This is a genomic window from Thermotoga neapolitana DSM 4359, from assembly GCF_000018945.1.
Classification (GTDB): domain Bacteria; phylum Thermotogota; class Thermotogae; order Thermotogales; family Thermotogaceae; genus Thermotoga; species Thermotoga neapolitana.
The window spans coordinates 835815-861995 of sequence record NC_011978.1; the positions used below are offsets into that span (position 1 = coordinate 835815).

The window sequence follows — 26181 nt, forward strand, 5'->3', positions numbered from 1 at the left end:
CTCAAGGGGGCTTTCATCTTTCTAGATAATCAAAAAGGGATTTCACATCGAAAAACCCACCTGGCTTTTTGAGAATGATCTTTTCTCCGGGCTCAAGGAACAGGAAGTCGTCTTCTGGCAGTTCCTCTGAGAGGATCTTGATACCGAAAGCAGGCCTTTCTGCTGTTATTTCGATTTCATTCTCTTTTTCAATCACCGAGATCCCCGGATCTGGAACGTCCATCTCTCTCCATTTCTTCAGGATCCTGTAGTTCTTGAAAGATCTGCCTTCTACCCTCACTTCTACAAAGAACACCAGATCATCCGAAGTGGAAACGGTATCCACCAGGGTTACTGAATCTGCTGGTAACGTGACATCGTAGAACTTTTCAAACACCAGATCTCCTGACACTCTGTAGGCTGCAAATCTGACACTGGCTTTTTTAAGCTCTCTGAGATCGCTCACAACAAAAAGACCCACCTTGCCATCGACTTTCTTCACAACCGGAAGCACGTCCGCGAAGAACCTTCTTGCGTAATAGTACAGTGCTTTTGGTCTTTTGAAGTAATCCACGGCAGACCAACTGAAAACAGGCCAGCTGTCGTTCAATTGCCAGAAGAGCGTTCCTGCCGTTTTGTATTTTCTGCTTCTCCAGTGTTCCACACCGAACTTGATCGCCTCTGCCTGATTGAGCTGAGACAGATAAACAAAACTTTCGAAGTCTCTGCAGCGGCCAAAGTTTCCGTAGATGAACCTGATGAGTCTTTCCTGCCCTTCGACCTGCTTGTTGTGTTTCAGCATTACCGGGTGAAATGGATCTCTTTCCTGTGGTTTTGAGAAGAATTCAATCGTCTTCATATGGGGGGCTCCCTGAAAACCGAACTCGCTTATGAACTTTCCGGTGTCTTTTTCGTAATGATCGTAGTTCATCCAGCCGCTCCATACGTTCCAGACGTGCCTGTCACCTTCTTTTTCACTGTTTGCCTTCTCTCCACCGTACGGGCTGGAAGGCCAGTACGGAGTTGCGGGATCTTCCTCTGCACATATTCTGGGAAAGTCGAAAAGGTAGAGTCTGTTTCCCAGATTGATACCGTCCACTTTTCTTGACATGTTACCCCATTCGTCAAATCCCCAGTTGTTCTCGTTGTTACCACACCACAAAACGATGGAAGGATGGTACCTGAGTTTTCTCACGATCTTTCTTGCCTCATCGTTTGCTAACTTTCTGAACCATGGCAGATGATCTGGATATTCCAGACACGCGTACATGAAGTCCTGCCATACCATGATCCCAAGTTCGTCACACAGTTTGTAGAAATCTTCGCTCTCGTAGATCCCGCCACCCCAGACCCTCAGCATGTTCATGTTGGCCTCTTTTGCCATCTTTACGAGTTTCTCGTAATCTTCTGTTTTCAACCATGTGAGGATGTTGTCCGCCGGTATCCAATTTGCTCCCTTTGCGAAGACTTTCTCACCGTTGATCTCGAAGATGAAAGTCTTTCCTTCACCATCTGGTTCCTGTAAAATCCTTACCTTTCTCAAACCGATTTTTTTCTCTTCCCTGTATACTTCTTTTTCCGATTCTTTCAGAATGAAGGTGAAATCGTAGAGGTACGGTTCTCCAACATTCCAAGGGTACCAGAGTTTCACGTTCTTCAGGCTGAAAACACCCTCGAAGAACTTTTCACCGTTTTTCTCCATCACCTGATAACTTCCCATCTTCTCGCCGTTTACAAAAACATCGACTGAAAGATCCCCTTCTCCATAAACGAACCCGTTCACTTTTACCACGGCATCCTTTCCCTTCAGATCAACGAGGTAAGCGGTGGAGTCCTGAAGACGGGCTTTTCTGTACGTTTCAATGTAAACGGGTCTCCAGATACCACTCGTTACAATTCGAGCACCCCAGTCCCATCCGTAGGAGTACTGAGCTTTTCGAATGTAACCCCTGATGCTGTCCTCTGGACCACCCAGCACCCCGTAATTTTGTTCAAGGGTCTTTGGAACTTTCACAGGAGACTTTATGAACACCCTGAGGTGATTCTTCTCTTTCAGCACACCTTTGATGTCGAACCGATACTCCAGGAACATGTCTTCTGTGCTTCCAAGATACACATCGTTCAGGTAAACGTCGGCCAGTGTATCTATTCCTTCGAAGACAAGGTCGACCCTATCTTCGTCTAAGAGATCTTCCCGAAAGTTGAACTCTCTCTCGTAGATCCACTCTCTATCTTCGATTTCTTTAAAAAGATCTTCGTTGGTTCCCACATAGGGATGGGGAAGCAATCCCTCCCTGACCAGATCAGCCTGAACGACTCCCGGGACAAGCCCCACAAGGGAGAATTCCCCCTTCGAATCTCTGATTTGCCATCTTCCGTTGAGATCGATTCGTCTCATAAACCTCCCTCCTTCCTTTTGAATGTATATCACAGAGAAGTTGAAAAAACGAAATGGTAAAATTCAAAAGTGAGGTTAATTTCTCCGGAGGTGATCTGTGAGTGTACAGACCCGACCTGATCAGGAACATCTGTATAATCGCCCACATTGATCATGGAAAGACAACTCTTGTGGACAGAATTCTCGAGATCACAAACACAGTGGATAAAAGGAAGATGAGAGACCAGTACCTGGATATGATGGACATAGAAAGAGAGCGTGGTATCACGATAAAGGCCCAGCCGGTGAAGGTTATGTACACAGCCGAAGACGGGAACACCTACGAGATAAACATAATCGATACACCGGGCCATGTGGATTTCTCTTACGAAGTGGGAAGAAGCATGGCAGCCTGTGAAGGAGCCGTGCTGCTTGTGGATGCAACTCAGGGAGTAGAAGCCCAGACCGTTGCGCACACCTATCTTGCCATAGAGCACGACCTGGAGATAATCCCTGTGATAAACAAGATAGATCTTCCAAACGCAAACATCGAAGAGACAGCCCTTGAGATAAAGGATCTTCTCGGTGTGAAAGACGAAGAAATACTGCTCGTCAGTGCCAAGGAAGGTACGGGTGTTAGAGAACTTCTTGAGGCCATAGTTAAAAGAGTTCCTCCACCTAAAGGGGACATCAACGGAAAACTCAAAGCACTCATATTCGACGCCAAATACGACAACTACAAAGGTGTTATTGTGCACATTCGTCTCTTCGATGGGCAGGTCAAGCCCGGCGATCGCATCATGACCTTTTCAAACAAAAAGGTCTACGAAGTGCAGGAAGTCGGAGTGTTCCTACCAGAGATGACACCAGTGGACGCACTCAGTGCGGGAGAAGTTGGATATGTGATAGCAGGTATAAAAGAAGTGGGAGACGCTCGGGTGGGAGACACCATAACATCCGCCGACGATCCGGTCGAAGAGCCGCTTCCAGGATACAGAGAGATAAAACCCATGGTATTCGCAGGGATGTTTCCAGGACTTCCAGAGTACTATGAGGAACTCAGAAAAGCCCTTGAAAAGTTGAAGCTCAACGATTCTGCCCTGTATTTTGAACCCACCATGTCTCCTGCTCTGGGATTCGGTTTCAGATGTGGTTTTCTCGGACCTCTTCATATGGACGTTGTGAGAGAAAGAATAGAGAGAGAATTCGATCTGGCAGTCATTTTGACGGCTCCGAACGTCAGGTACAAAGTTGTTTTGAGAAACGGAGAAGAACTGGAGATCACCGATCCTTCAAAATTTCCGGAAGAGGGAGAAATACTGGAAGTGTACGAGCCCTACGTTGATCTTTCGATAATAACGCCCACCGATTACATAGGACCACTCATCAACCTCGTTCAGAACGAAAAGAGAGGAGAACTCAGGGCAACAGAGAACGCCGGGAGAAATCGTGTGATACTGAGGTTTGATGCTCCACTTTCTGAGATAATCTACGACTTCTTTGATAAAATGAAGGCAGTGAGCAGAGGCTATGCATCGATGGACTACGAATTCAAAGAGTACAGAAAAAGCGACCTGGTGAAAGTGACGATTCTGGTCAACAAAGAACCTGTCGATGCACTCTCTTTCGTCGTTCATAGATCGAAGGCTTACCCGGTGGCAAAAAAGATGGTGGAAAAACTGAAAGAGTTGATCCCGAGACATCAATTTCAGATACCGATTCAGGCAAAAGCAGGAGGCAGGATAATAGCAAGAGCCGATATAAAAGCGCTCAGAAAGGACGTCCTCGCCAAGTGTTACGGTGGAGATGTGACAAGAAAGATGAAACTCCTGGAAAAACAAAAGGAGGGAAAGAAAAGACTCAGGGAAATAGGGCGTGTTACCATTCCCCAGGAGGCATTCCTGGCCCTTTTGAAGATAGGAGAAGGTGATGAAAAGTGAGATGGTTGCTTCTGATAGCGATCGTTTTTCTTCTCTCTGCCTGCTCGTTTTTTCAAATAGAGGTTCCACCTGATGCCTACTCTGTGGAGACCGCTCTTCAGATACTGGAGAATCAGGAGTACAGACTGGTAGACATCAAAGAGGTGGATCAATACAGGGATGTGGAAATGAAGGGAAAAGTGGCAATCTTCGAGTCGAAAACAGGAGATGTTTTGCTTCTTTATGCGTACAGGGGAGAAGATGCCAAGCAGGTGTGGAAGGCGGTAAAAAAGAAATCGGGGTTTCTCTCGGTGAGAAGCATCCTGGAACTGCCGAACATGGGAAAGTTTTCCACGATACTGGACGGAAAAAGGATCGTCTCTTGGTGGAAAAAAAGATGGTTTTTCACCGTGGAAGGTCGAAATGGGGTTGACAAGTTTGTGAAGCACGTTTTCAGAGTGTACGGGGTGTTGAAAGAATGATCGTGCTTGGTCACAGGGGCTACTCAGCGAAATACCTGGAAAACACTCTGGAAGCGTTCATCAAGGCCATCGAATACGGTGCGGATGGTGTGGAACTCGATGTGAGGCTTTCAAAGGATGGAAAAGTGGTGGTGTCACACGATGAGGATCTGAAAAGGCTATTTGGAAAGAATCTGAAGGTGAAAGATGCCACGCTCGATGAGTTGAAAGAGCTTTCAGATGGAAAGATAACTACTCTGGAAGAGGTGTACGAACACATCTCTGACGACAAGATTGTGAACGTTGAAATAAAAGAACGAGAAGCGGCAAGACCTGCCCTTGAGCTTTCGAAAGGCAGAAAAAACGAGATCTTTTCTTCTTTCGACCTGGACCTTCTGGACGAAGAATTCAAAGGGACAAGATACGGATATCTTATAGACGAGGAAAACTACGGAGACATCCAGAGCTTTGTTGATCGTGTTGAAAGAGAACGCCCTTATTCTCTACACATTCCGTACCAGGCGTTCGAAAGCGAGTTCGTGGTAGAGCTCTGTGATAGATTCAGAGAAAAGGGCATCAGGATCTTCGTCTGGACTCTGAACGATCCCGAGATTTTCCAGAGAATAAAGGCTCATATCGATGGTATCATAACAGACGAAGTGGAACTTTTCTCGAAAATGAGGTGAAAAGCATGGAATACAGAAAATTCGTCGAGACCAGGCGGAAACTGAACGAGAAGGTGCTTTCCAGGGGAACGTTGATCACCAAGCGATTCTTCAACCTGGATACGTCCGTGTACAGACCGGGAAAGCTCGATACGAAAACCAAAGAGTTGATGGGACTTGTTGCATCGATGGTCCTGAGGTGTGATGACTGTATAAGGTACCATCTTGTGAGGTGTGTACAGGAAGGTCTGAGCGACGAAGAGATATTCGAGGCCTTCGATGTAGCCCTTGTAGTGGGAGGATCAATCGTGATCCCACATCTGAGACGGGCGGTGGATTTTCTGGAGGAGCTCAGGGGGATGCAGGAAAATGGCGAGACTATTTCTCTTTGATGGCACAGCCCTGGCCTACAGGGCATATTACGCCCTCGACAGATCCCTTTCCACATCCACAGGAATTCCAACGAACGCCGTCTATGGCGTTGCCAGGATGCTCGTTAAATTCATAAAGGAACACATTATACCCGAAAAGGACTACGCGGCTGTGGCCTTCGACAAGAAGGCAGCGACGTTCAGACACAAACTGCTCGAAGCGTACAAGGCGCAAAGGCCAAAGACGCCGGATCTTCTAGTTCAGCAGCTACCTTACATCAAGCGGCTGATAGAAGCTCTTGGTTTCAAAGTGCTGGAGCTGGAAGGATACGAAGCAGACGATATCATCGCCACGCTTGCAGTCAAGGGCTGCACGTTTTTTGATGAGATTTTCATAATAACCGGTGACAAGGATATGCTTCAACTTGTAAACGAGAAGATAAAGGTCTGGAGAATCGTCAAGGGGATATCGGATCTTGAGCTTTACGATTCGAAAAAGGTGAAAGAAAGATACGGTGTGGAACCACATCAGATACCGGATCTTCTAGCACTGACGGGAGACGAGATAGACAACATTCCCGGTGTAACGGGAATAGGTGAAAAGACCGCTGTACAGCTTCTCGGCAAGTACAGAAATCTTGAAGACATTCTGGAGCATGCCCGTGAACTCCCCCAGAGAGTGAGAAAGGCTCTCTTGAGAGACAGGGAAGTTGCCATCCTCAGTAAAAAACTTGCAACTCTGGTGACGAACGCACCTGTTGAAGTGGACTGGGAAGAGATGAAATACAGAGGATACGACAAGAGAAAACTACTTCCGATATTGAAAGAACTGGAGTTTGCTTCCATCATGAAGGAACTTCAACTGTACGAAGAAGCAGAACCCACCGGATACGAAATCGTGAAGGATCATAAGACCTTCGAAGATCTCATCGAAAAGCTGAAGGAGGTTCCATCTTTTGCCCTGGACCTTGAAACGTCCTCCCTTGACCCGTTCAACTGTGAGATAGTCGGCATCTCCGTGTCGTTCAAACCGAAAACAGCTTATTACATTCCACTTCATCACAGAAACGCCCAGAATCTTGATGAAACACTGGTGCTGTCGAAGTTGAAAGAGATCCTCGAAGACCCGTCTTCGAAGATTGTGGGTCAGAACCTGAAGTACGACTACAAGGTTCTTATGGTAAAGGGTATATCGCCAGTTTATCCGCATTTTGACACGATGATAGCTGCATATTTGCTGGAGCCAAACGAGAAAAAATTCAATCTCGAAGATCTGTCTTTGAAATTTCTCGGATACAAAATGACGTCTTATCAGGAACTGATGTCGTTTTCCTCACCACTTTTTGGTTTCAGCTTTGCGGATGTTCCGGTAGACAAGGCTGCGAACTACTCCTGCGAGGATGCAGACATCACTTATAGGCTCTACAAGATACTCAGCATGAAGCTCCATGAAGCGGAACTTGAGAACGTCTTCTACAGGATAGAGATGCCGCTTGTGAACGTTCTTGCACGCATGGAATTGAACGGGGTGTATGTGGACACAGAATTCCTGAAAAAGCTCTCGGAGGAGTACGGCAAAAAGCTCGAGGAACTGGCCGAAAAAATCTACCAGATAGCAGGTGAGCCCTTCAACATCAATTCTCCAAAACAGGTTTCAAAGATCCTTTTTGAGAAGCTGGGAATAAAACCCCGTGGAAAAACGACAAAAACAGGAGAGTACTCTACCAGGATAGAGGTGTTGGAAGAGATAGCGAATGAGCACGAGATAGTACCCCTCATTCTCGAGTACAGAAAGATCCAGAAACTGAAATCGACCTACATAGACACCCTTCCGAAACTTGTGAACCCGAAAACCGGAAGAATTCATGCATCTTTCCACCAGACGGGTACCGCCACTGGCAGGTTGAGTAGCAGTGATCCAAATCTTCAGAATCTTCCGACAAAGAGCGAAGAGGGAAAAGAAATTAGAAAAGCGATTGTGCCCCAGGATCCAGACTGGTGGATCGTCAGTGCGGATTATTCCCAAATAGAACTCAGAATCCTCGCTCATCTCAGTGGTGATGAGAACCTTGTGAAGGCCTTCGAGGAGGGCATCGATGTGCACACCTTGACTGCCTCCAGGATCTACAACGTAAAGCCAGAAGAAGTGAACGAAGAAATGCGACGGGTTGGAAAGATGGTGAACTTCTCTATAATATACGGTGTCACACCGTACGGTCTTTCTGTGAGACTTGGAATACCGGTTAAAGAAGCAGAAAAGATGATTATCAGCTATTTCACACTGTATCCAAAGGTGCGAAGCTACATCCAGCAGGTTGTTGCAGAGGCAAAAGAGAAGGGCTACGTCAGGACTCTCTTTGGAAGAAAAAGAGATATTCCCCAGCTCATGGCAAGGGACAAGAACACCCAGTCCGAAGGCGAAAGAATCGCAATAAACACCCCCATTCAGGGAACGGCGGCAGATATAATAAAATTGGCTATGATAGATATAGACGAGGAGCTGAGAAAAAGAAACATGAAATCCAGAATGATCATTCAGGTTCATGACGAACTGGTCTTCGAGGTTCCCGATGAGGAAAAAGAAGAACTAGTTGATCTGGTGAAGAACAAAATGACAAATGTGGTGAAACTCTCTGTGCCTCTTGAGGTTGACATAAGCATCGGAAAAAGCTGGTCTTGAAGGAGGAATTGGTATGGATGCGAAGATAGTGAACGCCCTCATTGGATCTGTGTACGAGACCATAAAAAGTGTGTTGAGGGTGGAACCAAAACTGGGAAAGCCGTCTGCGGTGTCGCACATAGAGATTCCCCACTCGGTGGTTACCGTTATCGGTGTGACGGGTAGTATAGAAGGAAGCCTGATTTATTCTTTTTCTTCAGAAACGGCTCTGAAGGTCGTTTCTGCAATGATGGGCATGGAGTACGGTCAGCTTGACGAGCTTGCCATGAGCGCCATAGGAGAGCTTGGAAACATGACGGCTGGAAAACTCGCGATGAAACTTGAAACCCTTGGAAAACACGTTGATATCACACCTCCCACGGTGGTGAGTGGAAAAGACCTCAAGATAAAAAGCTTCGGAACTGTTTTGAAACTACCGATCTCTGTTTTCTCAAACGAGGACTTCGACCTTCATCTGTCTGTAAAAAGTGGAGGGTGATGCATATTTCAAAGAATCTTTTTAGGGACTTTGGGAAATACAACATGGTTGTCATGTTTACTACAACGTTGATATCGAACATAGTGGTAGGGGCTTTGCTGGGGTACTATCTGGACAAATGGACGTTCAAAAACGGAATTTTACTCTTTGTTTTTACAATTTTAGGGATCTTTTCTGGTTTGTATAACGGTTTCAAAATACTTTTGAAAGAATCCGAGAGGTATGATAAAAGTGAAAAGACTAACAAAAAAGATGACGGCAGTGATAACGATTCTGGGACTGGTTGAAGCGTTCATCTTCAGTTTGATCTTTGGGTTTGAAAAGGGATGGGGACCGATCCTTGGAAGTACTGGAGCGATAGCAAATCTCTTTTCTCTGAAGAGAGATATAGAGAGAATGGTAGCCAGAAAGACAACGAAAGGCTGGGTTCTGGGGTATCTGGGTAGGTACACGTTCAACGCCGCTCTTTTTCTGATAGGTGGACTGGTATCACTTGAAACACTCATCGGTGTCTTTGTTGGATTGATGAACCTGAAAATCGTTTCTTTCGTTGCCTGGAGGTGGCTGGATTGAAGATCACGTTCAGCAAAAAGGAGAAGATATTTCTCTCGATCTTCATTGCGGCTTACATAGTGGTTGCTATTTTGAACATCCAGCAGCTGAAAAAGACTCCGATGGAAGAAATCTTCGGAGGTCTTGGGAAAAGGTGGATAGTGGATATAAACGGTTTCAGGTTCAACCCGATGACGATAATGGTGGGAGCCGGTATAGCCGTTCTTCTCATCCTCATTGCGTACAGATTGAGAAGGTTTGAACTGGTACCGAACAGAAAACAGGCCCTCATAGAGTCCATCCTTGAGACGTTCTATGAGATCGTCGATGAGTCGATACCGGACAAGAGGTTTGTAAAACCCACCTTTGTGATCGCGACCACACTGTTTCTTTTCATAGCCTTCTCCAACGTGATCGGCGGGGCGGTACCTGGAATAAACGTTGTTGCTGCCGAAGATGGATCCATCCAGAAAATCACCCTCTTTTCCGACATCTGGCCCGCTCCTACGGGGGATCTGAATACGAATCTCACCTACGCCGTTCTTGTTTTGATCATCAGTCACGTGTTTGCGATAAGATCCAAGGGGTTCAAAGAGTGGCTGAAAACCTGGTTCTATCCGAATCCTGTGATGTTCCCGATAAACCTCATCGGTGAACTGGCAAAACCCATTTCTCATTCTTTGAGGTTGTTTGGTAACATAGGTGGTGGTGCCATACTCGTTTACATTCTCTCTTACATGACGAAGTACTTCTTTGCACCCATAGTCTTCTGGGGATTCTTTGGAATATTTGTGGGACTGGTGCAGGCTTTCGTGTTCAGTATGCTCGCTGTTGCATACATCAGTTCACAACTTTCGTGAGGAGGGATGAAGATGGAAAACCTGAGCGATCTCGCACAGGGACTGGCACTTCTTGGGAAATATCTTGGAGCGGGACTCTGCATGGGAATAGGTGCCATAGGACCGGGTATAGGAGAAGGTAACATAGGTGCCCACGCCATGGATGCCATGGCAAGACAGCCTGAGATGGTCGGTACCATCACTACAAGAATGCTCCTTGCTGACGCTGTGGCAGAGACAACCGGTATATACTCACTTCTCATAGCCTTCATGATCCTCCTCGTGGTGTGAGGAGGGATAACTTTGGGTTTTCTGGAGATAAACTGGACTTCAGCAGCAATGTTGATGCTCTTTGTACTGATGGTCTATTTTCTGAATAAGTTTCTCTACACTCCGTTCATAGAAATGGCTGAGAAGAGAAAAAAGAAGGTCGAAAGTGATCTAAAAAGTGCCGAAGAACTGAAAAAAGAAGCAGAAAAGATGAAAGAAGAAGCTGAAAAACAACTGCTGGAGGCTCGCCAGAGAGCCGATGAAATAGTTGAGAGTGCAAGAAGGGAAGCAGAAACAATAGTTGAAGATGCAAGAGAAAAGGCAAAAAAAGAGGCACAGAGCATCATAGACTCTGCAAAAGCCCAGATAGAGGTTGAGTACAAAAGAGCCCTGGAGCAGATCCAGGAACGTGCTGCGGAACTTTCCGTGGTTATGGCCACCAAATTGCTTCAGAGGGTTTTCCAGGATGAAAGGGCAAAGAGGGAATACCTCATCAAAATTCTCAAAGAGGAGATAGAAAAGTCATGAAGCTTTCCGCGGTAGCCGGAAGATACGCCAGGGCTTTCCTGAACATCGCCATCGAAAATGAAAAAGAAGATGAATATCTGAGATTTCTGGATTTCGTTTGCAATGTTTATGAGTCGAACAAGGATCTGTTCGACAATCCGGTTGTAAAACCGGAAAAGAAGGTGACGTTGATAAAGAGTGTCCTGGAAGAGTTCGGAGAAGAGATGGATGAATTTCAGGAAAGGTTTTTGATGCTTCTTTTCGAGAGAAAAAGGCAGAAACTTCTCAGAAACATTCATGAGTTGTTCGAGTACGAAAAGATACTTTCAGAACAGAAGGTACCCGCAGATCTGAGAATAGCACACGTTCCGAAAGAAGAAGAGCTTACTCTTCTCAGGAAATTCATACGAAAATATGCACTCAAAGATCCTGTGTTCAAAACGACCGTAGACGAATCCTTGATAGCGGGAGCCGTTGTGGAATTCGAAGGATTCAGACTGGATACGACCGTTCAGGGCAGACTGAAAAGGCTCTCCCAGGAAACCCTCAAAAGGGGTGAGATGAGTTGAGGATAAATCCCGGTGAAATCACCAAAGTACTGGAAGAAAAGATAAAGAGTTTCGAAGAGAAGATAGACCTTGAGGACACCGGAAAGGTCATCCAGGTGGGAGACGGTATAGCCCGTGTGTATGGTTTGAACAAGGTGATGGTGAGTGAACTTGTGGAGTTTGTGGAGACAGGCGTCAAGGGTGTGGCCTTCAACCTGGAAGAAGACAACGTTGGTATCATCGTGCTCGGCGAATACAAGGACATAAAAGAAGGACACACCGTCAGAAGGCTCAAAAGGATCATAGAAGTGCCTGTTGGAGAAGAACTCCTTGGAAGAGTGGTGAATCCTCTCGGTGAACCCCTCGACGGTAAAGGACCTATAAATGCAAAAAATTTCAGACCGATAGAGATAAAAGCTCCTGGTGTCATCTACAGAAAACCCGTTGACACACCCCTCCAGACGGGTATAAAGGCCATAGACTCCATGATTCCTATTGGTAGAGGCCAGAGAGAGCTGATCATAGGCGACAGACAGACCGGAAAGACCGCCATAGCCATCGACACGATCATCAACCAGAAGGGACAGGGTGTTTACTGTATATACGTGGCAATCGGTCAGAAAAAATCTGCAATAGCAAGGATTATAGACAAACTCAGGCAGTACGGAGCCTTGGAGTACACCACGGTGGTGGTGGCTTCCGCATCCGATCCCGCCACACTCCAGTACATAGCGCCCTACGCGGGATGTGCCATGGGAGAGTACTTTGCTTACTCTGGAAGAGATGCACTCGTGGTGTACGATGATCTCTCGAAACACGCCGTTGCCTACAGGCAACTCTCACTTCTCATGAGGAGGCCTCCTGGAAGAGAGGCATACCCCGGTGATATATTCTACCTGCACTCCAGGCTCCTTGAAAGAGCGGTTCGACTGAACGACAAACTCGGTGGTGGTTCTCTGACGGCACTCCCAATCGTTGAGACCCAGGCAAACGACATATCCGCTTACATACCAACGAACGTGATATCCATCACAGATGGACAGATCTACCTCGAACCCGGCCTGTTCTACGCAGGACAGAGGCCTGCTATAAACGTCGGTCTGTCCGTGTCCAGGGTGGGAGGAGCCGCACAGATAAAGGCCATGAAGCAGGTGGCTGGAATGTTGAGAATAGAACTTGCCCAGTACAGAGAACTAGAAACCTTCGCCCAGTTTGCAACGGAGCTGGATCCGGCCACAAGGGCTCAGATCGTAAGGGGTCAAAGACTCATGGAACTTCTGAAACAGGAACAATACAGTCCAATGCCCGTTGAAGAACAGGTTGTTGTTATATTTGCGGGAGTCAGGGGCTATCTGGACGATCTGCCTGTGGAGGCAGTCAGAAGGTTCGAAAAAGAGTTCCTCAGGTTCATGCATGAGAAGCACCAGGATATACTGGACGATATCAGAGAGAAGAAAGAACTTACCCCCGAGACAGAAGAAAAACTCAAGAAGGCTATCGAAGAGTTCAAAGCTGTGTTCAGGGTGTGATGGGACATGAGCAGAGGTCGAATGTTACAGATAAAACGGAAAATAAACGCCACACAATCTCTCATGAAGATCACACGTGCCATGGAAATGGTGGCACGTGCGAAATCGAGAAAGATGGAGGCAGAGTATCAGAAATTCAAACCCTTCTACGAAGAGGTAAAACGTCTTTGGTCACTGATACCGGATGAGAGTCTCGATCCAGTCTTCTTCGAAGAAGGAGACAGAGATCTGATCGTGGTGATAACGAGTGATATGGGACTCTGTGGTTCTTTCAACAGCGAAATCATAAGAGAAGCAGAGAAGGTGATCTCCGAGTCGAAAAATCCCCATCTTATACTCATAGGTCTCAAGGCAATAAACCATTTCAGAACGGGGAACATTTTGAAGATGTACGATAGATTCTATGAAATACCAGATTTCAGGAACGGTTCAACGATCGTGGAGGATATCTACGAATTCATGGACGGCAGACCTGTGAACGTCAAAGTGGTGTTCAGTCGATTCAAGAACATACTCATTCAAAGACCAGAGGTGTACGATCTCATTCCTCTCAAAAGAAAAGAGAAGAAGAGAGAAGATTTCGAATTCGAACCTCTTCCTGAGCAACTCGTTCCCGTCGTACTCCATTACTATCTGTCTACCACTTTGATGGAACTCATGTTCCAGACGAAGATAGGGGAGTTCTATGCCAGACAGAACGCCATGAAGAACGCAACCGACAACGCCCAGGAAGTGATCAGAGAGCTGACACTGGCTTACAACAAAGCACGTCAGGCTTCGATCACCCAGGAACTCATAGAGATAGTGACGGGTGCTGAAGCACTGAAGGAAATCGAAAAATGAGGTGATACGGTATGGCAAAGGGTTCAAAAGGATACATAGTGGGAGTGATGGGGCCCGTCGTGGATGTGAAGTTCCCCGAAGAAGAACTTCCAGACATATTCAACGCCCTTGAGGTCGTGAATCCTCAAACGGGGCAGAAGATTGTTCTTGAAGTAGAACAACTCATAGGAGACGGTGTCGTGAGAACGGTGGCGATGGACTCCACCGATGGGCTCATGAAGGGTCTGGAAGTGGTTGATACGGGTGAACCAATTACCGCTCCCGTGGGAAAAGAAGTACTCGGAAGAATACTGAACGTTATAGGAGAGCCCGTGGACGAAGCCGGCGAGATAAAGTCGAAGGAAAGGTGGCCGATCCACAGGCCTGCTCCTGAACTTATAGAACAGTCCACCGAGATCGAAATCCTCGAGACGGGGATAAAAGTTATCGATCTGCTTGCACCGTTTCCAAAGGGTGGAAAAATAGGTTTCTTCGGTGGTGCAGGTGTTGGTAAAACCGTGCTCGTTATGGAATTGATCAGAAACATCGCTATAGAGCATAAGGGATTTTCCGTGTTCGCGGGTGTTGGTGAGAGGACAAGAGAGGGAAACGAACTCTGGCTTGAAATGCAGGAAAGCGGCGTTCTTGGTAACACTGTCCTCGTCTTCGGACAGATGAACGAACCACCGGGGGCAAGGTTCAGGGTTGCCTTGACCGCGCTCACAATAGCCGAATACTTCAGGGACGTTGAAGGAAGAGACGTTCTTCTCTTCATAGACAACATATTCAGGTTCGTTCAGGCGGGAAGTGAGGTTTCTGCTTTGCTTGGAAGAATGCCGTCCGCAGTTGGTTATCAGCCCACCCTTGCAACCGACATGGGAGAGCTCCAGGAGAGAATCACCTCGACCAGGAGAGGATCCATCACTTCCGTTCAGGCCATTTACGTACCCGCAGACGACATAACTGATCCTGCCCCCGCAACCACCTTCGCTCACCTGGATGCGACCGTCGTTCTGTCAAGAAGAATAGCAGAGCTCGGGCTTTACCCTGCTGTTGACCCGCTCGATTCTTCTTCGAAGATACTCGATCCCGCTGTCGTTGGAAGAGAACACTACGAAGTGGCAAGAGGTGTTCAGGAAGTACTCCAGAGGTACAAGGACCTGCAGGATATCATAGCCATCCTCGGTGTAGAGGAGTTGTCTCCGGAGGACAAACTCGTTGTTCACCGCGCAAGGAGAATTCAGAGGTTCTTGAGTCAGCCTTTCCACGTTGCTGAAAGGTTCACAGGAAGACCCGGTAAATACGTTCCTCTTGAGGAGACGATCAGAGGTTTCAAAGAGATCCTCGATGGAAAGCTTGACGATGTCCCTGAACAGGCGTTTCTCATGGCCGGAACCATCGACGAAGTCAAAGAGCGCGCTAAAGAGATGAGGAGTTGAAAGCGTGAAGGTGAAGATCGTAACACCCTATGGAACGGTGTTCGACAGAGAAAGCGATTTCGTTTCCTTCCGTACTGTCGAAGGTGCGATGGGTATTTTGCCGAGAAGAGCTCCTATCATCACACAGCTTTCCGTGTGTGATGTAAAAATCAAATCTGGTGAAGAGGAGTTTCGTCTCAAAGTTGCAGGTGGTTTTCTCGTGTGTGATGGAAAAGAGGTGACCATAATAACTGAGGAAGCGGGAAGAGAAGAGGACATCTCTCCGGACAGGTTCATGGAAGCCAGGGAAAGGGTAGAAAGGGTGAGAAAATTCTTCCAGTCTTCGTAATCGACAGTGCCGTAACCGTTGGAGATTGGAAGCTCCCGTTTCCGTTGAAGACCGTGGGAATAAAGGTTTACATCGACGATAGAGAGTTCACCGATGGAGTGGATCTTGATTCGGAGACGTTTTACAGCTTTTTTGGGAGAGCAAAAGACTTCAGAACAGCTGTTCCTTCTCCAGTTGAAATGGAGAAGGTTTTGCGTGATATAATTTCTGAAGGCTACACGAGGATATACTGTGTTCACCTGTCCGCGAAGCTGAGTGCTTTTTATAGCGTAATGAACGGTGTTGTGGAACGCTTGGAGGAGGAATTTCCAGATGTAGAATTCAAGGTGATAGATACCAGGCAGGTCTCGATCGGAGCGGGATACGTGCTGCTGGAACTGATGAGAGCTGTCGAAAGAGGAGAGGAAGACCTGGAAACAGTCGTTGAAAACGTGAACAGGAGGATAAAAATAAGATTCTCTGTTCTTGAGTTCAACTACCTCATAAAGAGTGGAAGGGTCAGAGCAACAGTCGGCATACTGGGAAATCTGGCGAAGATATTCCCTATCATGAGTCTTGAAAACGGAGAACTGAAGGTCGTTGCAAAAAAACGTGGCTTGAAAAACGTCGTCGAAAAAATCGTGGAGGATCTGAAGACAGAAAAGCCTAGAATGCTTGGGTTGGCTTATGCCGGCGAAGAGATGAAGGAGATCGTCCTTGAACTGAAGGCAAGACTTCAGGATGATAAAGTGGAAAGAGTGGACATCGTCAGATTACCCCCTACCCTTGCCGTTCACTCAGGGCCCAAGATGTTTGGCGCAGGGATTCTGACACTCGAATGAGGAGGTGTTCTCATGGATTACAGAATAACGGGAAAAGGTGTAGAGATATCGGACGCCATAAAGAACTATCTCGAAAAGCGCCTCGATAAAGTTGACAGAGTGATCTACGATGACGAATTGGTTTCGTTCAACGTCAGAATAGAGAAAGACGGAAAGAACCAATATGTTGTGAAATTCAACATGAACCTGAAGGGGAACATCATAAACGTGGAAGAAAGGCATCCAGACATCTACACGGCGATAGATTTCGCATCCGACGCTCTGGAAAAACAGGTGAAGAAGCTGAAAGAAAAGATAAAGAACCACGATCACAGAAGGTCGGTCCCGGTGGAAAGGCCTCTGGAAGAACCCGGGGAATTTTCTCCTTCTGATAAGATCTCTTCTGTGAAGAGAGTCTCTCTGCTCAACATGGATCTCGATGAGGCGGTCATGCAGATGGAAGAATTGAACCACAAGTTCCTTGTTTTCAGGAACGTCAACACCGGAGAGATAAACATGCTCTACCGTGACGAAGACGGTGAAATTCACCTTCTCGAAATGGCAGAGTAAACCGGAGGTGTCGAAGATATAAGAGAGTTCCTCCTGAACGTACAACCAGACAGTTTATCTTACGCGATCCTGAACGAAGGTGATCTGGAAGAAATCTTCCTCGATGAAATAGAGACGATCACGGGAAAGATCTATCTTGGAAAGGTAGAAAGGATCGTACCTGGCCTCGAAGCAGCCTTTGTGAAGATCGGAAAGGGCAGAAACGCTTTCTTGAAGCTCAACGAGATAAACGAGTCCTACAGAGAGATTGTTCTGAAAGGACAGGAAGTAACAGAGGGAGCAAAGGTGCTTGTCCAGGTGAAGAAGGACGCTTCTGGAAAAAAGGGGCCACAGGTGACAGCACAGATCGGAATCGCTGACAGATTCGTGGTAGTCTTTCCCTTCAAGAAAGTAGTGGGAGTCTCCAGAAAGATCGAAAACAGGCTGGAAAGGCGAAGGTTAAGAAGTCTTGCCATCGACTTGAGAAAGAGATACGGCATCGGAGTTATCATAAGAACGGCCGCTGAAGGAGTTGAAGAGGAAGAGATCGTCAAAAACTTTCAAGAAGCTATGAATAAGTGGAACGAAGTTCTTCAAAAGTTCAGAAGATCGAGAAAACCAAAACTCCTTTATGAAGAGGATCCCATCGAGCAGATAGTGAAAGAGAAAGTAAATTCAAAGATCGACAGGTTGATTTACAACGAAAAATCGATCCTGAGCACTCTGGAAAAGTACGTTCAAACGCTTCCGAAAAGACCAGAACTCGTGTATACAGAAGGCGATCTGTTTGAAAAGTACTTCATCTACGACAGACTGAAACAGCTTCTCTCTCGAACGGTGCCGTTGAAGAGTGGTGGAAACATAGTGATAGACAGGACAGAAGCCCTTACGGTGATAGACGTGAATTCAGAAAGCTACACAGACGCTGAAAATCAGGAAGAACTCGCTTTGAAAACCAACCTGGAGGCTATCGAGGAGATCATCAGACAGTTGATTCTCAGAAACATCGGTGGTATCGTTGTGGTGGATTTCATCAAACAGCGGGATCCAAAGAACTATGAAAAGATTCTGGAGCGCTTCAAGGAACTCGCAAAGAAGGATGGAACGAAAATAGAAGTCTTTGGTTTCACAAACCTGGGTCTTCTGGAAATGACAAGAAAAAGAACAACCAGACCACTGGATGCTTTTCTTTTCACCAGATGTCCCGTCTGTGGTGGTACCGGAAAGGTCATCTCGCAGAAGGTCCTTCTAAAGAGGATAAAGGAGGATTTGAAGAAGCTGAGAGAGTTCGACGAAGTCACTTTGAAACTTCATCCGAACATGTCCGGCTATTTTAAGAAAGAGGATGTGAAAAGACTGGAGAGAGAATTCAAGGTGAAAATTTCTCTGGATTACACCTGGAACGACCCAAATTCTTATGAACTCAGTGCAAAGACCAAGAAAGGAGGAAAGTGAAATGGAAGTATCCATGGATCTCATCAAAAAACTCAGAGAGATGACGGGTGCAGGAGTGCTCGATTGCAAGAAAGCACTCGAAGAGTCCGAAGGAGACATAGAAAAAGCAGTGGAAATTCTGAGGAAAAAGGGAGCAGCGACCGCAGAGAAGAAGGCAGGAAGAGCCACGAAGGAAGGCATAATAGTTGCCTACGTCCATTTCAACGGAAGAATAGGAGTTTTGCTCGAGATGAACTGTGAAACGGATTTTGTGGCAAGAACGGATGAATTCAAAGAGCTGGCTTACAACCTGGCAAAACAGGTTGCTGCAATGAAGCCGAGGTACGTCAGAAGAGAAGACGTTCCAGAGGAAGTCATAGAGAAAGAAAAGGAAATCTACAGAGCCCAGATAAAGGACAAACCAGAACATGTGATCGAGAAAATCGTCGAGGGAAAACTGGAAAAGTTCTTCGAACAGGCGTGTCTCTACGAACAGACTTACATATTCGATGACTCGAAGAAGGTGAAAGACCTCATCAACGAGCTCATAGCAAAAACTGGAGAAAACATAAGAGTTTCCAGGTTCACAAGATACGAAGTCGGAGAAGAAGGGTGAGCAGAAAGCTCACCCTTTTTTTGGAGGTAGAGTTATGAGAGTGCTGGTGAAACTGAGCGGAGAGGCACTGTCCGGTGAAGGACGAAAAGGTTTTGATCCAGAAAGGGTGTCGTATCTCACCTCGGAAATAAAAAAGGTGGTCGAAGAAGGTTACAGAGTGGGAATAGTGGTGGGAGCGGGAAATCTGTTCAGGGGAATCGAATTGAGAGGTCTTTCCAGAGAAAGGGCAGACCAAATTGGCCTTCTTGGAACCGTCATGAACGCGGTGTATCTGAAAGACCACTTTGAAAGGGAAGGTTTGAAAACAAAGATATTCTCTCAGATAGTGAACCTCCCCGATGTGGAAAGTGTGAGTTACGATTCGATCGAATCGGCCATTGAAAACGGTTTCGTTCTGATATTCGCGGGTGGAACGAGCAATCCATTTTTCACCACAGATACCGCCGCCGTTTTGCGTGCGAAAGAGATGAAAGCCCAGATCATCGTCAAGGCAACAAAGGTGGATGGAATCTACGACAAAGATCCCAAACGATTCTCAGATGCCAGAAAGATCGAGCGGCTGACCTTTTCCGAAGCGATGAAAATGAGAATCGAAGTCATGGACGCCGAGGCCTTTGCACTCTGTAAAAAGTTAGGCATAACCGTCAGGGTTATAAACTTTTTCGAGCCGGGTTCACTTTTGAGAGCCCTGAAGGGAGAAAACATAGGAAGCATCGTTTTGCCTGATTAATCGATATACCTTCCTTTTGTCTCTCTTCCGAAGATCAAAACAGCGATTCCTGCTGCCACGGCCATCGCAGAGATCCATGAAAGGGTTTCTGCGATGCTCTTTCCTCTTTCCATCATGAAACCCGTGTAGTACGGTGCTATCATTCCAGCTACCCTTGCCCATACACCGGCTGCTCCATTCCCGGTGCCCCTGAGTGGTGTGGGGTAGAGTTCGGGAGTGTAGGCATAGACCAGCCCCCATACTCCCAGACAGAAGAACGAAAGAACCATGGCAGAGACAAGAAGTGAAACGTCCCCACGCACGTTGGCCCAGAGCAGAGCGGCAGCTCCCGTTCCTATGAAGTAAACCCCCAGTGAAGTCTTTCTTCCCCATTTTTCTATGAAGTAAGCCGCCGAAAGGTATCCAGGAAGCTGTGCCACCATCATATAAAAGGTGAACCATGAGGATCTGAGCACACTTATACCCTGAGAGGAGAAGATTCGTGGAGCCCATGTGAATAGAGCGTAGTATACGAAGCTGACCACAAACCATACAAACCAGATCAATAAGGTATCTTTCAGGTGTTCTTTCTTCAAAAGTGAAGCTATGGGTACCCTTTCTTTCTTCGGAGGAACGATCTCTTCTTCCACTTTTCTTCCAAGAACCTTTTCCAGAGAGTTTTTTCCACCTCTTAAGAGGGCGTATTTTGGAGTTTCTGGCATTCTGGAAAACACGGGAACGAAGATGTATCCAAGGCCGAAGATCCAGAAGATCCATCTCCAGTTTGGAAGAACGAGAACCGAAAAAAGCCCGATCAGAATACTTCCAACCGCCCAGCTGGACTCCAGAAGAACAAGGTACCTTCCCCTGAGTCCAGTACTGGTGAACTCGGAAAGGTACGCGTTGAAAGACGGCATCAACCCGCCGTATCCAAAACCAGACAACGCCCTTAAAACCACAAGGGCACTGAACGACTTCGAGAATCCTGACAGGAACGTGAAGGTGATTGTGACAACAAAAAAGAGAAGGTTCGAGGTCTTCCTTCCAAGAAGGTCTGCCACAAATCCGACGGAGAGAGCACCGAGGAGCATCCCCAGGAAAGTGGCACTCGCTATTGCGGCTCCCTGAGTGGAGGTGAGTTTCCATTCCTCGATCACGTAGGGAAGAACGAACGAGAGAAGCATGACACCCGCCGCATCGAACATCCAAGCGATCGAGGTAAGCATCAGAAATTTTCTCTGAGTTTTCCTGTCAACGTACTTTTCGACGATTTCGTCTATTCTTTTCACGGCTTCATACCTCCTCTATCAGAAAGCCTTTCTCATTCAGTTCTTTCAGTATTTTTCTCATAGTTTCCTCGTCTGGAGCTTCTATGGTGTGAAGATGCACTCCTCCTGACAGTTTCAAAAGTGGTTCCGTCTTGGTCATCTCCATGAGGCTGATGAATTTTAGAACATCCTCTTCTGTGGAGACATCGATGATTCCCCTGATCTCACCGTAGACAGGATGTTCCACGATCACGTCCAAAACTCTTCCACCGTTTCTTACGATACAGAGCAGTTCCTCCTTTATATCTTCCGGTTCATGTTTTACGGCGACAAGCTTTGAGACCTTTGCTTTTCCTTCACTGAGAACGTAACCTCTGGGAGTTGCGATTATGCTGTATCCCTGACTTCTCAGATAGGCAATGTCCTGAACGATTATCTGTCTGCTCACACCGAGCTCTTCTGCCAGTTTAGAGCCACTGACAGGTTCTTTCGATCTTTCGAGAATCTTCAGAATAGACCTCAGACGCTCCTTCTTGAACTCTCTCATGTTCGTCACCCGTAAATATTTTACACCTGCTGTAAAGAAATGCCAATCTTCTTCAGCACTCTCATCGTTTCAGGGGGAACAATCTTTTCCAGTTCACTCCAGTTTCTGAACGGACGATTCAGGATGATCTTTCTCGCCAGTGCCTGGCCGATTCCGGGTATCGCGGTGAGTTCCTCGAGTGACATGCTGTTCAGGAAAGGAGGATAGGGGATGGCAGTGACGGACCGCTCTCCGTGCGATACGACCACGACGTCCATCACATTGGAGTGAACACCGGGGATTCCCACGAGAATGGGGTAGCTTCCGAGTTGTCTTCCAAAGGTGAATTTCCCTTCCACATACTCTGGTATCACTTTCCTCAGGATGGTTCCCACAGGAAAGACCCGTTTTAACATCTCGTGGTCGATCTCCTCACGGATCTTTCTTTTCCATTTTTCATGGAGGTGGCTTTTGATCTTGTGCTTTCTAGTTTTGAAATATTCGTAGACAGGAGTTCCCGGATAAACAAGAAGTTTTCTTATGTTGATCCTTCTTAAGAGATATCCATCGTCCAGAATTTTTTTCAAATAAAAGTAGTCTTTCTCGAGGGTCTGTTCGGTCTCACCGGGAAGACCGAAAATCAGGTTTACACCAGGAAGAAGTTTTGGGACTCCTTCCACACGTTTGCCACCTATTTCGTTCACTATGAAAACAGCCCTCAGGAATTCTTCGGGAGAGCCCTGTATGTTGTTTCTTTTCAGAACAGTTTCATCGAAAGATTCCACACCGAAGGAGAACACATCCCCGGGTGTGTTGTATCTAACGATGGTTTCCACGATCTTTCTACACGCTTTTTCGTGTCTGACAAGATAAACAGGGTTGGCGTTGTCGGTGTGAAGAACCTCAAGTGAAGGAGCAACTGTTCTGGTGCCAGAGTACAGCTCTTCAATTATCTCTGGAGAGGGTTTCCCAGCGTTCATGTCGGATCCGTAGGCCAGGATGTTCGCTGTTCTGCCAAAGCGAAACGCTTTGCATCCTGCCCTGTAGAGAGACTCTATCTCTTCAAGGACAGACCTGACCTTTCTTGAAGTTAATCTTCCATGGAGTATGGGTTCCGTACAGAAAGTACAGAAGGTCTCTCTTTCACATCCCCTTGAAAGTTCTATTTCGCAGATAATGTGTGGAAAATTGGGATGTTTTTTGAGAATAACCGCACCGTGTGGTGCTACCATGTCGATTATTTCGTAGTCGCTTTTTGCTGTTGGATCGGGCTCTCCTCGAAAATAAGAGAGGGCAAAGGCCTCCAGATCACCTGTCACCAGGTAATCTGCTGGTATTTCCGAAAGTTTGGCAACGGTCCCTCCTCTGAGGGAATAGCCCCTGACGATGGGACCTCCCACGACTTTCAGAGGCCTTCTGGCAAGGTTCAGTATCCTCTGGAGCTCTCCAAGGGTCAGAGGTGTTCCTCCCTTGTACCGTCCCGGAACGGTGATACCCGCCACCACGAAGAGATAATCGTATTCGTTGACGATCTCCCACAACTGTTCCTTTCTCATCCTGTCTATGGTGATGTAATCAACTTCCAGTCCCGCAAGAACAAGAGCACCCGCGAGGTACCTTACGTAGGGGCTTATGTAAGGTGGGACACCGAAAACGGCGGGCTCATCAACGTATCCATCGAGAATCAGAGTTTTCATTTTTTCAGAATCACCTTTATCTCTTCAAGTGTTTCCTTGTCGGCAACTATTGCTATCTCCAGACCGTTCACGTTGATCTTCATTGCACCGTCTGGAAGGTCACTCCCGATGAATATCTCCACCTTCTGCCCGTTCTTGTAGATACCCTCTATCTCAAGTCCGGAGGCACCTTCTCTGATGATGATGAACTTGAAGTTGTTCAAAACGTTCACGAGTTCTTTCGGAAACTCGATTTCTGTGTCCACAAGGGAGTAATTTTTCAGAACATCCTCTTTGGAAAGAGAAAGAGACCTGACTTCTTCATAAATCAATCGACTCTTCGTGTTCATGTAGTTTCTCTCTATTTCTTTTGGAAATCCTTCTTTTGTCAAAAGGATCCTGTAATTTCCGGTATCCTGCAGTGTGATCTCGTATCCATCGTCTGTTTCTCTGAGTGTAAGATTTCTTCCCTGCAAAATCTCCTTGAAAGCAAGATCTTCAAGATCCAGGATCAGCATCGGTGACCTTCTTAGTGTTGTATCGGACCCCATGTAACAACTCTGGCCCAGCCTGACCCAGTTCACCCTGATTGGTTCGTGAACGAGGACCATCTTGTCGGCTCCCCACTTGTAGACTTCCTCGTATCTGAAGCGCGTCTTGAGACCTATTTCGATCATGACTCTTTTGGCGTAGTAGTTCGAGTACAACCACCTTTCCACGATATCAGGTAGTGCGAAGATGGTGGCCGCTATTAAGAAGAGGAACATGAACGCCTGTTTTTTCACGTTCTCACCATCCGTCGTTCACCATTTCCACCGTTTTTATGTAATTTATGACCTCGTTGACCACGGGTTTCTGATTTTGAACCACTTCTGTTCTGGAGGGAGAGATCGGTAGAATATCGAGAACAAGAGAAATCAGAAGCAGCGAAGCGATCGCTCCCGTAAGAACGAAAGAAAGAATGAGCTTTTTACGCCTTCTTGTTTTCAAAATCTTTTCCATCAATCTGCCGCTGGGGATGTACTCACAGCGCATTCTGTATATCGACATCGCCTCTTTGTAAATCCGGTAATCTTCGAGCAATTCCCTTGGCAGATTTTCGAGGGGTTCTTCTCCATCGAGAATCCTGTTCAGCCTGTCATCTTTCAACCCTTTCACCCTCTTTCAAGAGTTTCCCCAGTCTTTTTCTGGCGTAATGAAGCCTGCTTTTGACAGTCCCAACAGGCTTTTGAAGAACGGACGCTATCTCTTCGTAACTCAATCCATCTATGTCTCGAAGTTTTATGAGCAATCGATCCTCCGGTGAAAGTTTCTCCAGGGCTTCCTGTACTTTTTCGGCCGTTATGGAACGCAGTACCTCTTCGAGTACATTCTCTCTGGCCTGTGGCTGGATGTAGATTTCGTCCTCGTTGTCGCTTTCCTGAAAATCCGTCAGAAATTCGTTTCTTTTTTTGTATTTCTGAAGGTAGTCCTTGCAAACGTTCACCGCTATTCTGTAGATCCACGTGGAAAGCTTCGAATCTCCCCTGAACTTTTTTATACCTTTGAAAATCCTCACAAAAACATCCTGCACCACATCGTCCACATCGTCCGTGTTCAGATAGCTTTTTGCTATGCTTCCTATTTTGGGTGCAAACTCTCTATACAAAAGCTCGTAAGCCCAGTTTTCTTTCTTCTTCAAGGCTTCCACGAGTTTTTTCTCGTTCAAAGCAGTTTCCTCCTCGTATTAAGACTCACCCCTCAAATCGACGGTTCATATCGCTTTTCCACGAAGGGAGAGGTCATCGCTTTCAGAAGGCACGAGTACGTCATTCTGAACCTGAACACATCCCCCACTTTCACATCACCGTATTCTGTTACGTCCAGAACTATGTGGTCGCTGGAGGCGTGAAGTACCTCCACTCCCTTGTCCACCGGTATGAGTCCTCTGCTGTCTATGTCCTGCTCACCGAGAGCACAGATTGCCCTTCTTCTTATACCCCTATCAACGAACTCCACCTTTCTACCAAAAACATCCAGGCCTCTCCTCCCAACAGGGATCGAGGGTTTTTCTTTCACTTCGATCACTTCCGCTTCTACGATGAACGTATCCTGAGACAGCCAGTCTATCACACGGTTGTTCGTTATATCTCTTCCGAGCGCGATCGCCTCTCCTATTCTCAGCTGATTAACGCCCTCTGGAATCTCACCGCTTTCCAGTGCAAGCAACGTGGGTGTGTTCCCACCAGACACTATCTCTATGTTGAAGCCGTGTTCTTTTTCCAGTTTTTCTTTTATGCTGAGAAGCATCTCGAACTTCTCCTTCGTGGGAATGATCCCTCCATAGCAGCCAAAGTTCGTACCTATTCCCGATATACTAGAAGGGTTGCACTGAGAGATCTCTTCCACTGCTTTTTCGTACCACACACCCTCTCTCAAATCTCCCACATCTATCATGTAGATGATCTTCACGTTCCTTCCTGTTTCCTTTGACAACTCTTCCACCATCCGGGCAACTTTTGGATCGGAGACCATTATGTAATCGAAATGCTTCACGTCTTCGACCAGCTCGCTCATCATGGGAAGCCTCAACAGCATAAAAGGTCCTTCTATCCCCGCTTTTTTCATCCTCAGAACGTTCTTCAGTCTTGATTCTCCCAAAATTTTTATTCCTGCTCTTTTCAAAGCCTCGGCGAACCTCGGATCTCCCAGTGTCACCTTGGTGACTCCCACTATCTCTATACCTCTTTTTTCTGCCATCTGGACAACTTTTCTGGCGTTCTCTTCGATCTCCTTCAGGTTTATCAGAACTCTTGGATACATGCTGAACACCTCTTTTTTGTAGTAGAATAGTATGGAG

Annotated in this window: 29 protein-coding genes; 21 read left to right on the plus strand and 8 right to left on the minus strand. The window is 46.7% G+C overall.

Annotated elements, in window-relative coordinates; translation table 11 throughout:
* Nucleotides 1-13: 13 nt before the first annotated feature.
* The gene (locus tag CTN_RS04100; protein WP_041437598.1) at nt 14-2377 is read right to left on the minus strand and encodes a glycoside hydrolase family 2 protein; all 2364 of its coding nucleotides are present in this window, start codon (nt 2375-2377) and stop codon (nt 14-16) included.
* A 101-nt stretch (nt 2378-2478) separates the two neighbouring features.
* Between CTN_RS04100 and lepA the strand changes: the two genes are divergently transcribed.
* From lepA to pyrH, 21 genes are all read left to right on the plus strand, one after another.
* Nucleotides 2479-4296 carry a translation elongation factor 4 gene (lepA, locus tag CTN_RS04105; protein WP_015919328.1) on the plus strand — a complete coding sequence of 606 codons (1818 nt, stop codon included), beginning with the start codon at nt 2479-2481 and terminating at the stop codon, nt 4294-4296.
* A complete protein-coding gene (locus CTN_RS04110) occupies nt 4293-4757 on the plus strand; it encodes a DUF3242 domain-containing protein (protein WP_015919329.1) in 465 nt (154 codons plus the stop codon). The genes lepA and CTN_RS04110 overlap by 4 nt, the downstream gene beginning before the upstream one ends.
* A complete protein-coding gene (locus tag CTN_RS04115; protein ID WP_015919330.1) occupies nt 4754-5422 on the plus strand; it encodes a glycerophosphodiester phosphodiesterase family protein in 669 nt (222 codons plus the stop codon). Before CTN_RS04110 ends, CTN_RS04115 begins: the two co-directional genes overlap by 4 nt.
* A 5-nt stretch (nt 5423-5427) precedes the next feature.
* Complete coding sequence (locus CTN_RS04120; protein ID WP_038067212.1) at nt 5428-5793, plus strand: carboxymuconolactone decarboxylase family protein; 366 nt, start codon at nt 5428-5430, stop codon at nt 5791-5793.
* The gene (gene polA / locus CTN_RS04125) at nt 5771-8452 is read left to right on the plus strand and encodes a DNA polymerase I (protein WP_015919332.1); all 2682 of its coding nucleotides are present in this window, start codon (nt 5771-5773) and stop codon (nt 8450-8452) included. The genes CTN_RS04120 and polA overlap by 23 nt, the downstream gene beginning before the upstream one ends.
* 13 nt (nt 8453-8465) lie before the next feature.
* Nucleotides 8466-8930 carry a chemotaxis protein CheX gene (locus tag CTN_RS04130; protein ID WP_015919333.1) on the plus strand — a complete coding sequence of 155 codons (465 nt, stop codon included), beginning with the start codon at nt 8466-8468 and terminating at the stop codon, nt 8928-8930.
* Nucleotides 8930-9217 carry an AtpZ/AtpI family protein gene (locus CTN_RS04135; protein ID WP_038067216.1) on the plus strand — a complete coding sequence of 96 codons (288 nt, stop codon included), beginning with the start codon at nt 8930-8932 and terminating at the stop codon, nt 9215-9217. Before CTN_RS04130 ends, CTN_RS04135 begins: the two co-directional genes overlap by 1 nt.
* The gene (locus CTN_RS04140) at nt 9153-9503 is read left to right on the plus strand and encodes an ATP synthase subunit I (RefSeq protein ID WP_015919334.1); all 351 of its coding nucleotides are present in this window, start codon (nt 9153-9155) and stop codon (nt 9501-9503) included. Before CTN_RS04135 ends, CTN_RS04140 begins: the two co-directional genes overlap by 65 nt.
* Nucleotides 9500-10342: a F0F1 ATP synthase subunit A gene (gene atpB / locus CTN_RS04145; protein WP_038067221.1), complete on the plus strand. Its 843-nt coding sequence runs from the start codon at nt 9500-9502 to the stop codon at nt 10340-10342. Before CTN_RS04140 ends, atpB begins: the two co-directional genes overlap by 4 nt.
* Nucleotides 10343-10354: 12 nt before the next feature.
* Nucleotides 10355-10612, plus strand: coding sequence for a F0F1 ATP synthase subunit C (locus tag CTN_RS04150; protein WP_038067226.1), 258 nt, complete (start codon nt 10355-10357; stop codon nt 10610-10612).
* A 12-nt stretch (nt 10613-10624) separates the two neighbouring features.
* Nucleotides 10625-11119: a F0F1 ATP synthase subunit B gene (gene atpF, locus CTN_RS04155; RefSeq protein WP_015919337.1), complete on the plus strand. Its 495-nt coding sequence runs from the start codon at nt 10625-10627 to the stop codon at nt 11117-11119.
* Complete coding sequence (locus tag CTN_RS04160; protein ID WP_015919338.1) at nt 11116-11667, plus strand: F0F1 ATP synthase subunit delta; 552 nt, start codon at nt 11116-11118, stop codon at nt 11665-11667. Before atpF ends, CTN_RS04160 begins: the two co-directional genes overlap by 4 nt.
* Nucleotides 11664-13175, plus strand: coding sequence for a F0F1 ATP synthase subunit alpha (gene atpA, locus CTN_RS04165; protein ID WP_015919339.1), 1512 nt, complete (start codon nt 11664-11666; stop codon nt 13173-13175). Before CTN_RS04160 ends, atpA begins: the two co-directional genes overlap by 4 nt.
* A gap of 21 nt (nt 13176-13196) precedes the next feature.
* Complete coding sequence (gene atpG, locus CTN_RS04170) at nt 13197-14018, plus strand: ATP synthase F1 subunit gamma (RefSeq protein WP_038067229.1); 822 nt, start codon at nt 13197-13199, stop codon at nt 14016-14018.
* A gap of 11 nt (nt 14019-14029) precedes the next feature.
* A complete protein-coding gene (gene atpD, locus CTN_RS04175) occupies nt 14030-15436 on the plus strand; it encodes a F0F1 ATP synthase subunit beta (protein ID WP_015919341.1) in 1407 nt (468 codons plus the stop codon).
* A gap of 4 nt (nt 15437-15440) precedes the next feature.
* On the plus strand, nt 15441-15764 hold the full coding sequence (locus CTN_RS04180) for a F0F1 ATP synthase subunit epsilon (RefSeq protein WP_015919342.1): 324 nt from the start codon (nt 15441-15443) through the stop codon (nt 15762-15764).
* Nucleotides 15764-16585 (plus strand): DegV family protein, encoded by an 822-nt coding sequence (locus CTN_RS04185; RefSeq protein ID WP_273027517.1) that lies wholly within the window; start codon nt 15764-15766, stop codon nt 16583-16585. Before CTN_RS04180 ends, CTN_RS04185 begins: the two co-directional genes overlap by 1 nt.
* A gap of 12 nt (nt 16586-16597) precedes the next feature.
* Nucleotides 16598-17134: a ribosome hibernation-promoting factor, HPF/YfiA family gene (gene hpf, locus CTN_RS04190; protein ID WP_015919344.1), complete on the plus strand. Its 537-nt coding sequence runs from the start codon at nt 16598-16600 to the stop codon at nt 17132-17134.
* Between the two features lie 69 nt (nt 17135-17203).
* A complete protein-coding gene (locus CTN_RS04195; protein ID WP_038067231.1) occupies nt 17204-18568 on the plus strand; it encodes an Rne/Rng family ribonuclease in 1365 nt (454 codons plus the stop codon).
* Nucleotide 18569: 1 nt separating this feature from the next.
* Nucleotides 18570-19163, plus strand: coding sequence for a translation elongation factor Ts (gene tsf, locus CTN_RS04200; protein ID WP_015919346.1), 594 nt, complete (start codon nt 18570-18572; stop codon nt 19161-19163).
* A 34-nt stretch (nt 19164-19197) separates the two neighbouring features.
* On the plus strand, nt 19198-19893 hold the full coding sequence (gene pyrH, locus CTN_RS04205) for a UMP kinase (RefSeq protein WP_015919347.1): 696 nt from the start codon (nt 19198-19200) through the stop codon (nt 19891-19893).
* Here pyrH and CTN_RS04210 read toward each other — a convergent pair.
* From CTN_RS04210 to CTN_RS04240, 7 genes are all read right to left on the minus strand, one after another.
* Complete coding sequence (locus CTN_RS04210; protein ID WP_049750508.1) at nt 19890-21098, minus strand: MFS transporter; 1209 nt, start codon at nt 21096-21098, stop codon at nt 19890-19892. The genes pyrH and CTN_RS04210 overlap by 4 nt on opposite strands.
* Before the next feature lie 67 nt (nt 21099-21165).
* Nucleotides 21166-21687 (minus strand): transcription repressor NadR, encoded by a 522-nt coding sequence (locus CTN_RS04215; RefSeq protein WP_038067236.1) that lies wholly within the window; start codon nt 21685-21687, stop codon nt 21166-21168.
* A 20-nt stretch (nt 21688-21707) separates the two neighbouring features.
* Entirely contained in the window at nt 21708-23363 is a 1656-nt protein-coding gene (locus CTN_RS04220; RefSeq protein WP_015919350.1) for a radical SAM protein, read from the minus strand.
* Entirely contained in the window at nt 23360-24109 is a 750-nt protein-coding gene (locus CTN_RS04225; RefSeq protein ID WP_038067356.1) for a hypothetical protein, read from the minus strand. The genes CTN_RS04220 and CTN_RS04225 overlap by 4 nt, the downstream gene beginning before the upstream one ends.
* A gap of 22 nt (nt 24110-24131) precedes the next feature.
* Nucleotides 24132-24500: a hypothetical protein gene (locus tag CTN_RS04230; RefSeq protein WP_015919352.1), complete on the minus strand. Its 369-nt coding sequence runs from the start codon at nt 24498-24500 to the stop codon at nt 24132-24134.
* A complete protein-coding gene (locus tag CTN_RS04235) occupies nt 24481-25050 on the minus strand; it encodes an RNA polymerase sigma factor (protein ID WP_015919353.1) in 570 nt (189 codons plus the stop codon). Before CTN_RS04235 ends, CTN_RS04230 begins: the two co-directional genes overlap by 20 nt.
* Nucleotides 25051-25082: 32 nt before the next feature.
* Nucleotides 25083-26144, minus strand: coding sequence for a lysine racemase (locus CTN_RS04240; protein ID WP_038067243.1), 1062 nt, complete (start codon nt 26142-26144; stop codon nt 25083-25085).
* Nucleotides 26145-26181: the final 37 nt, after the last annotated feature.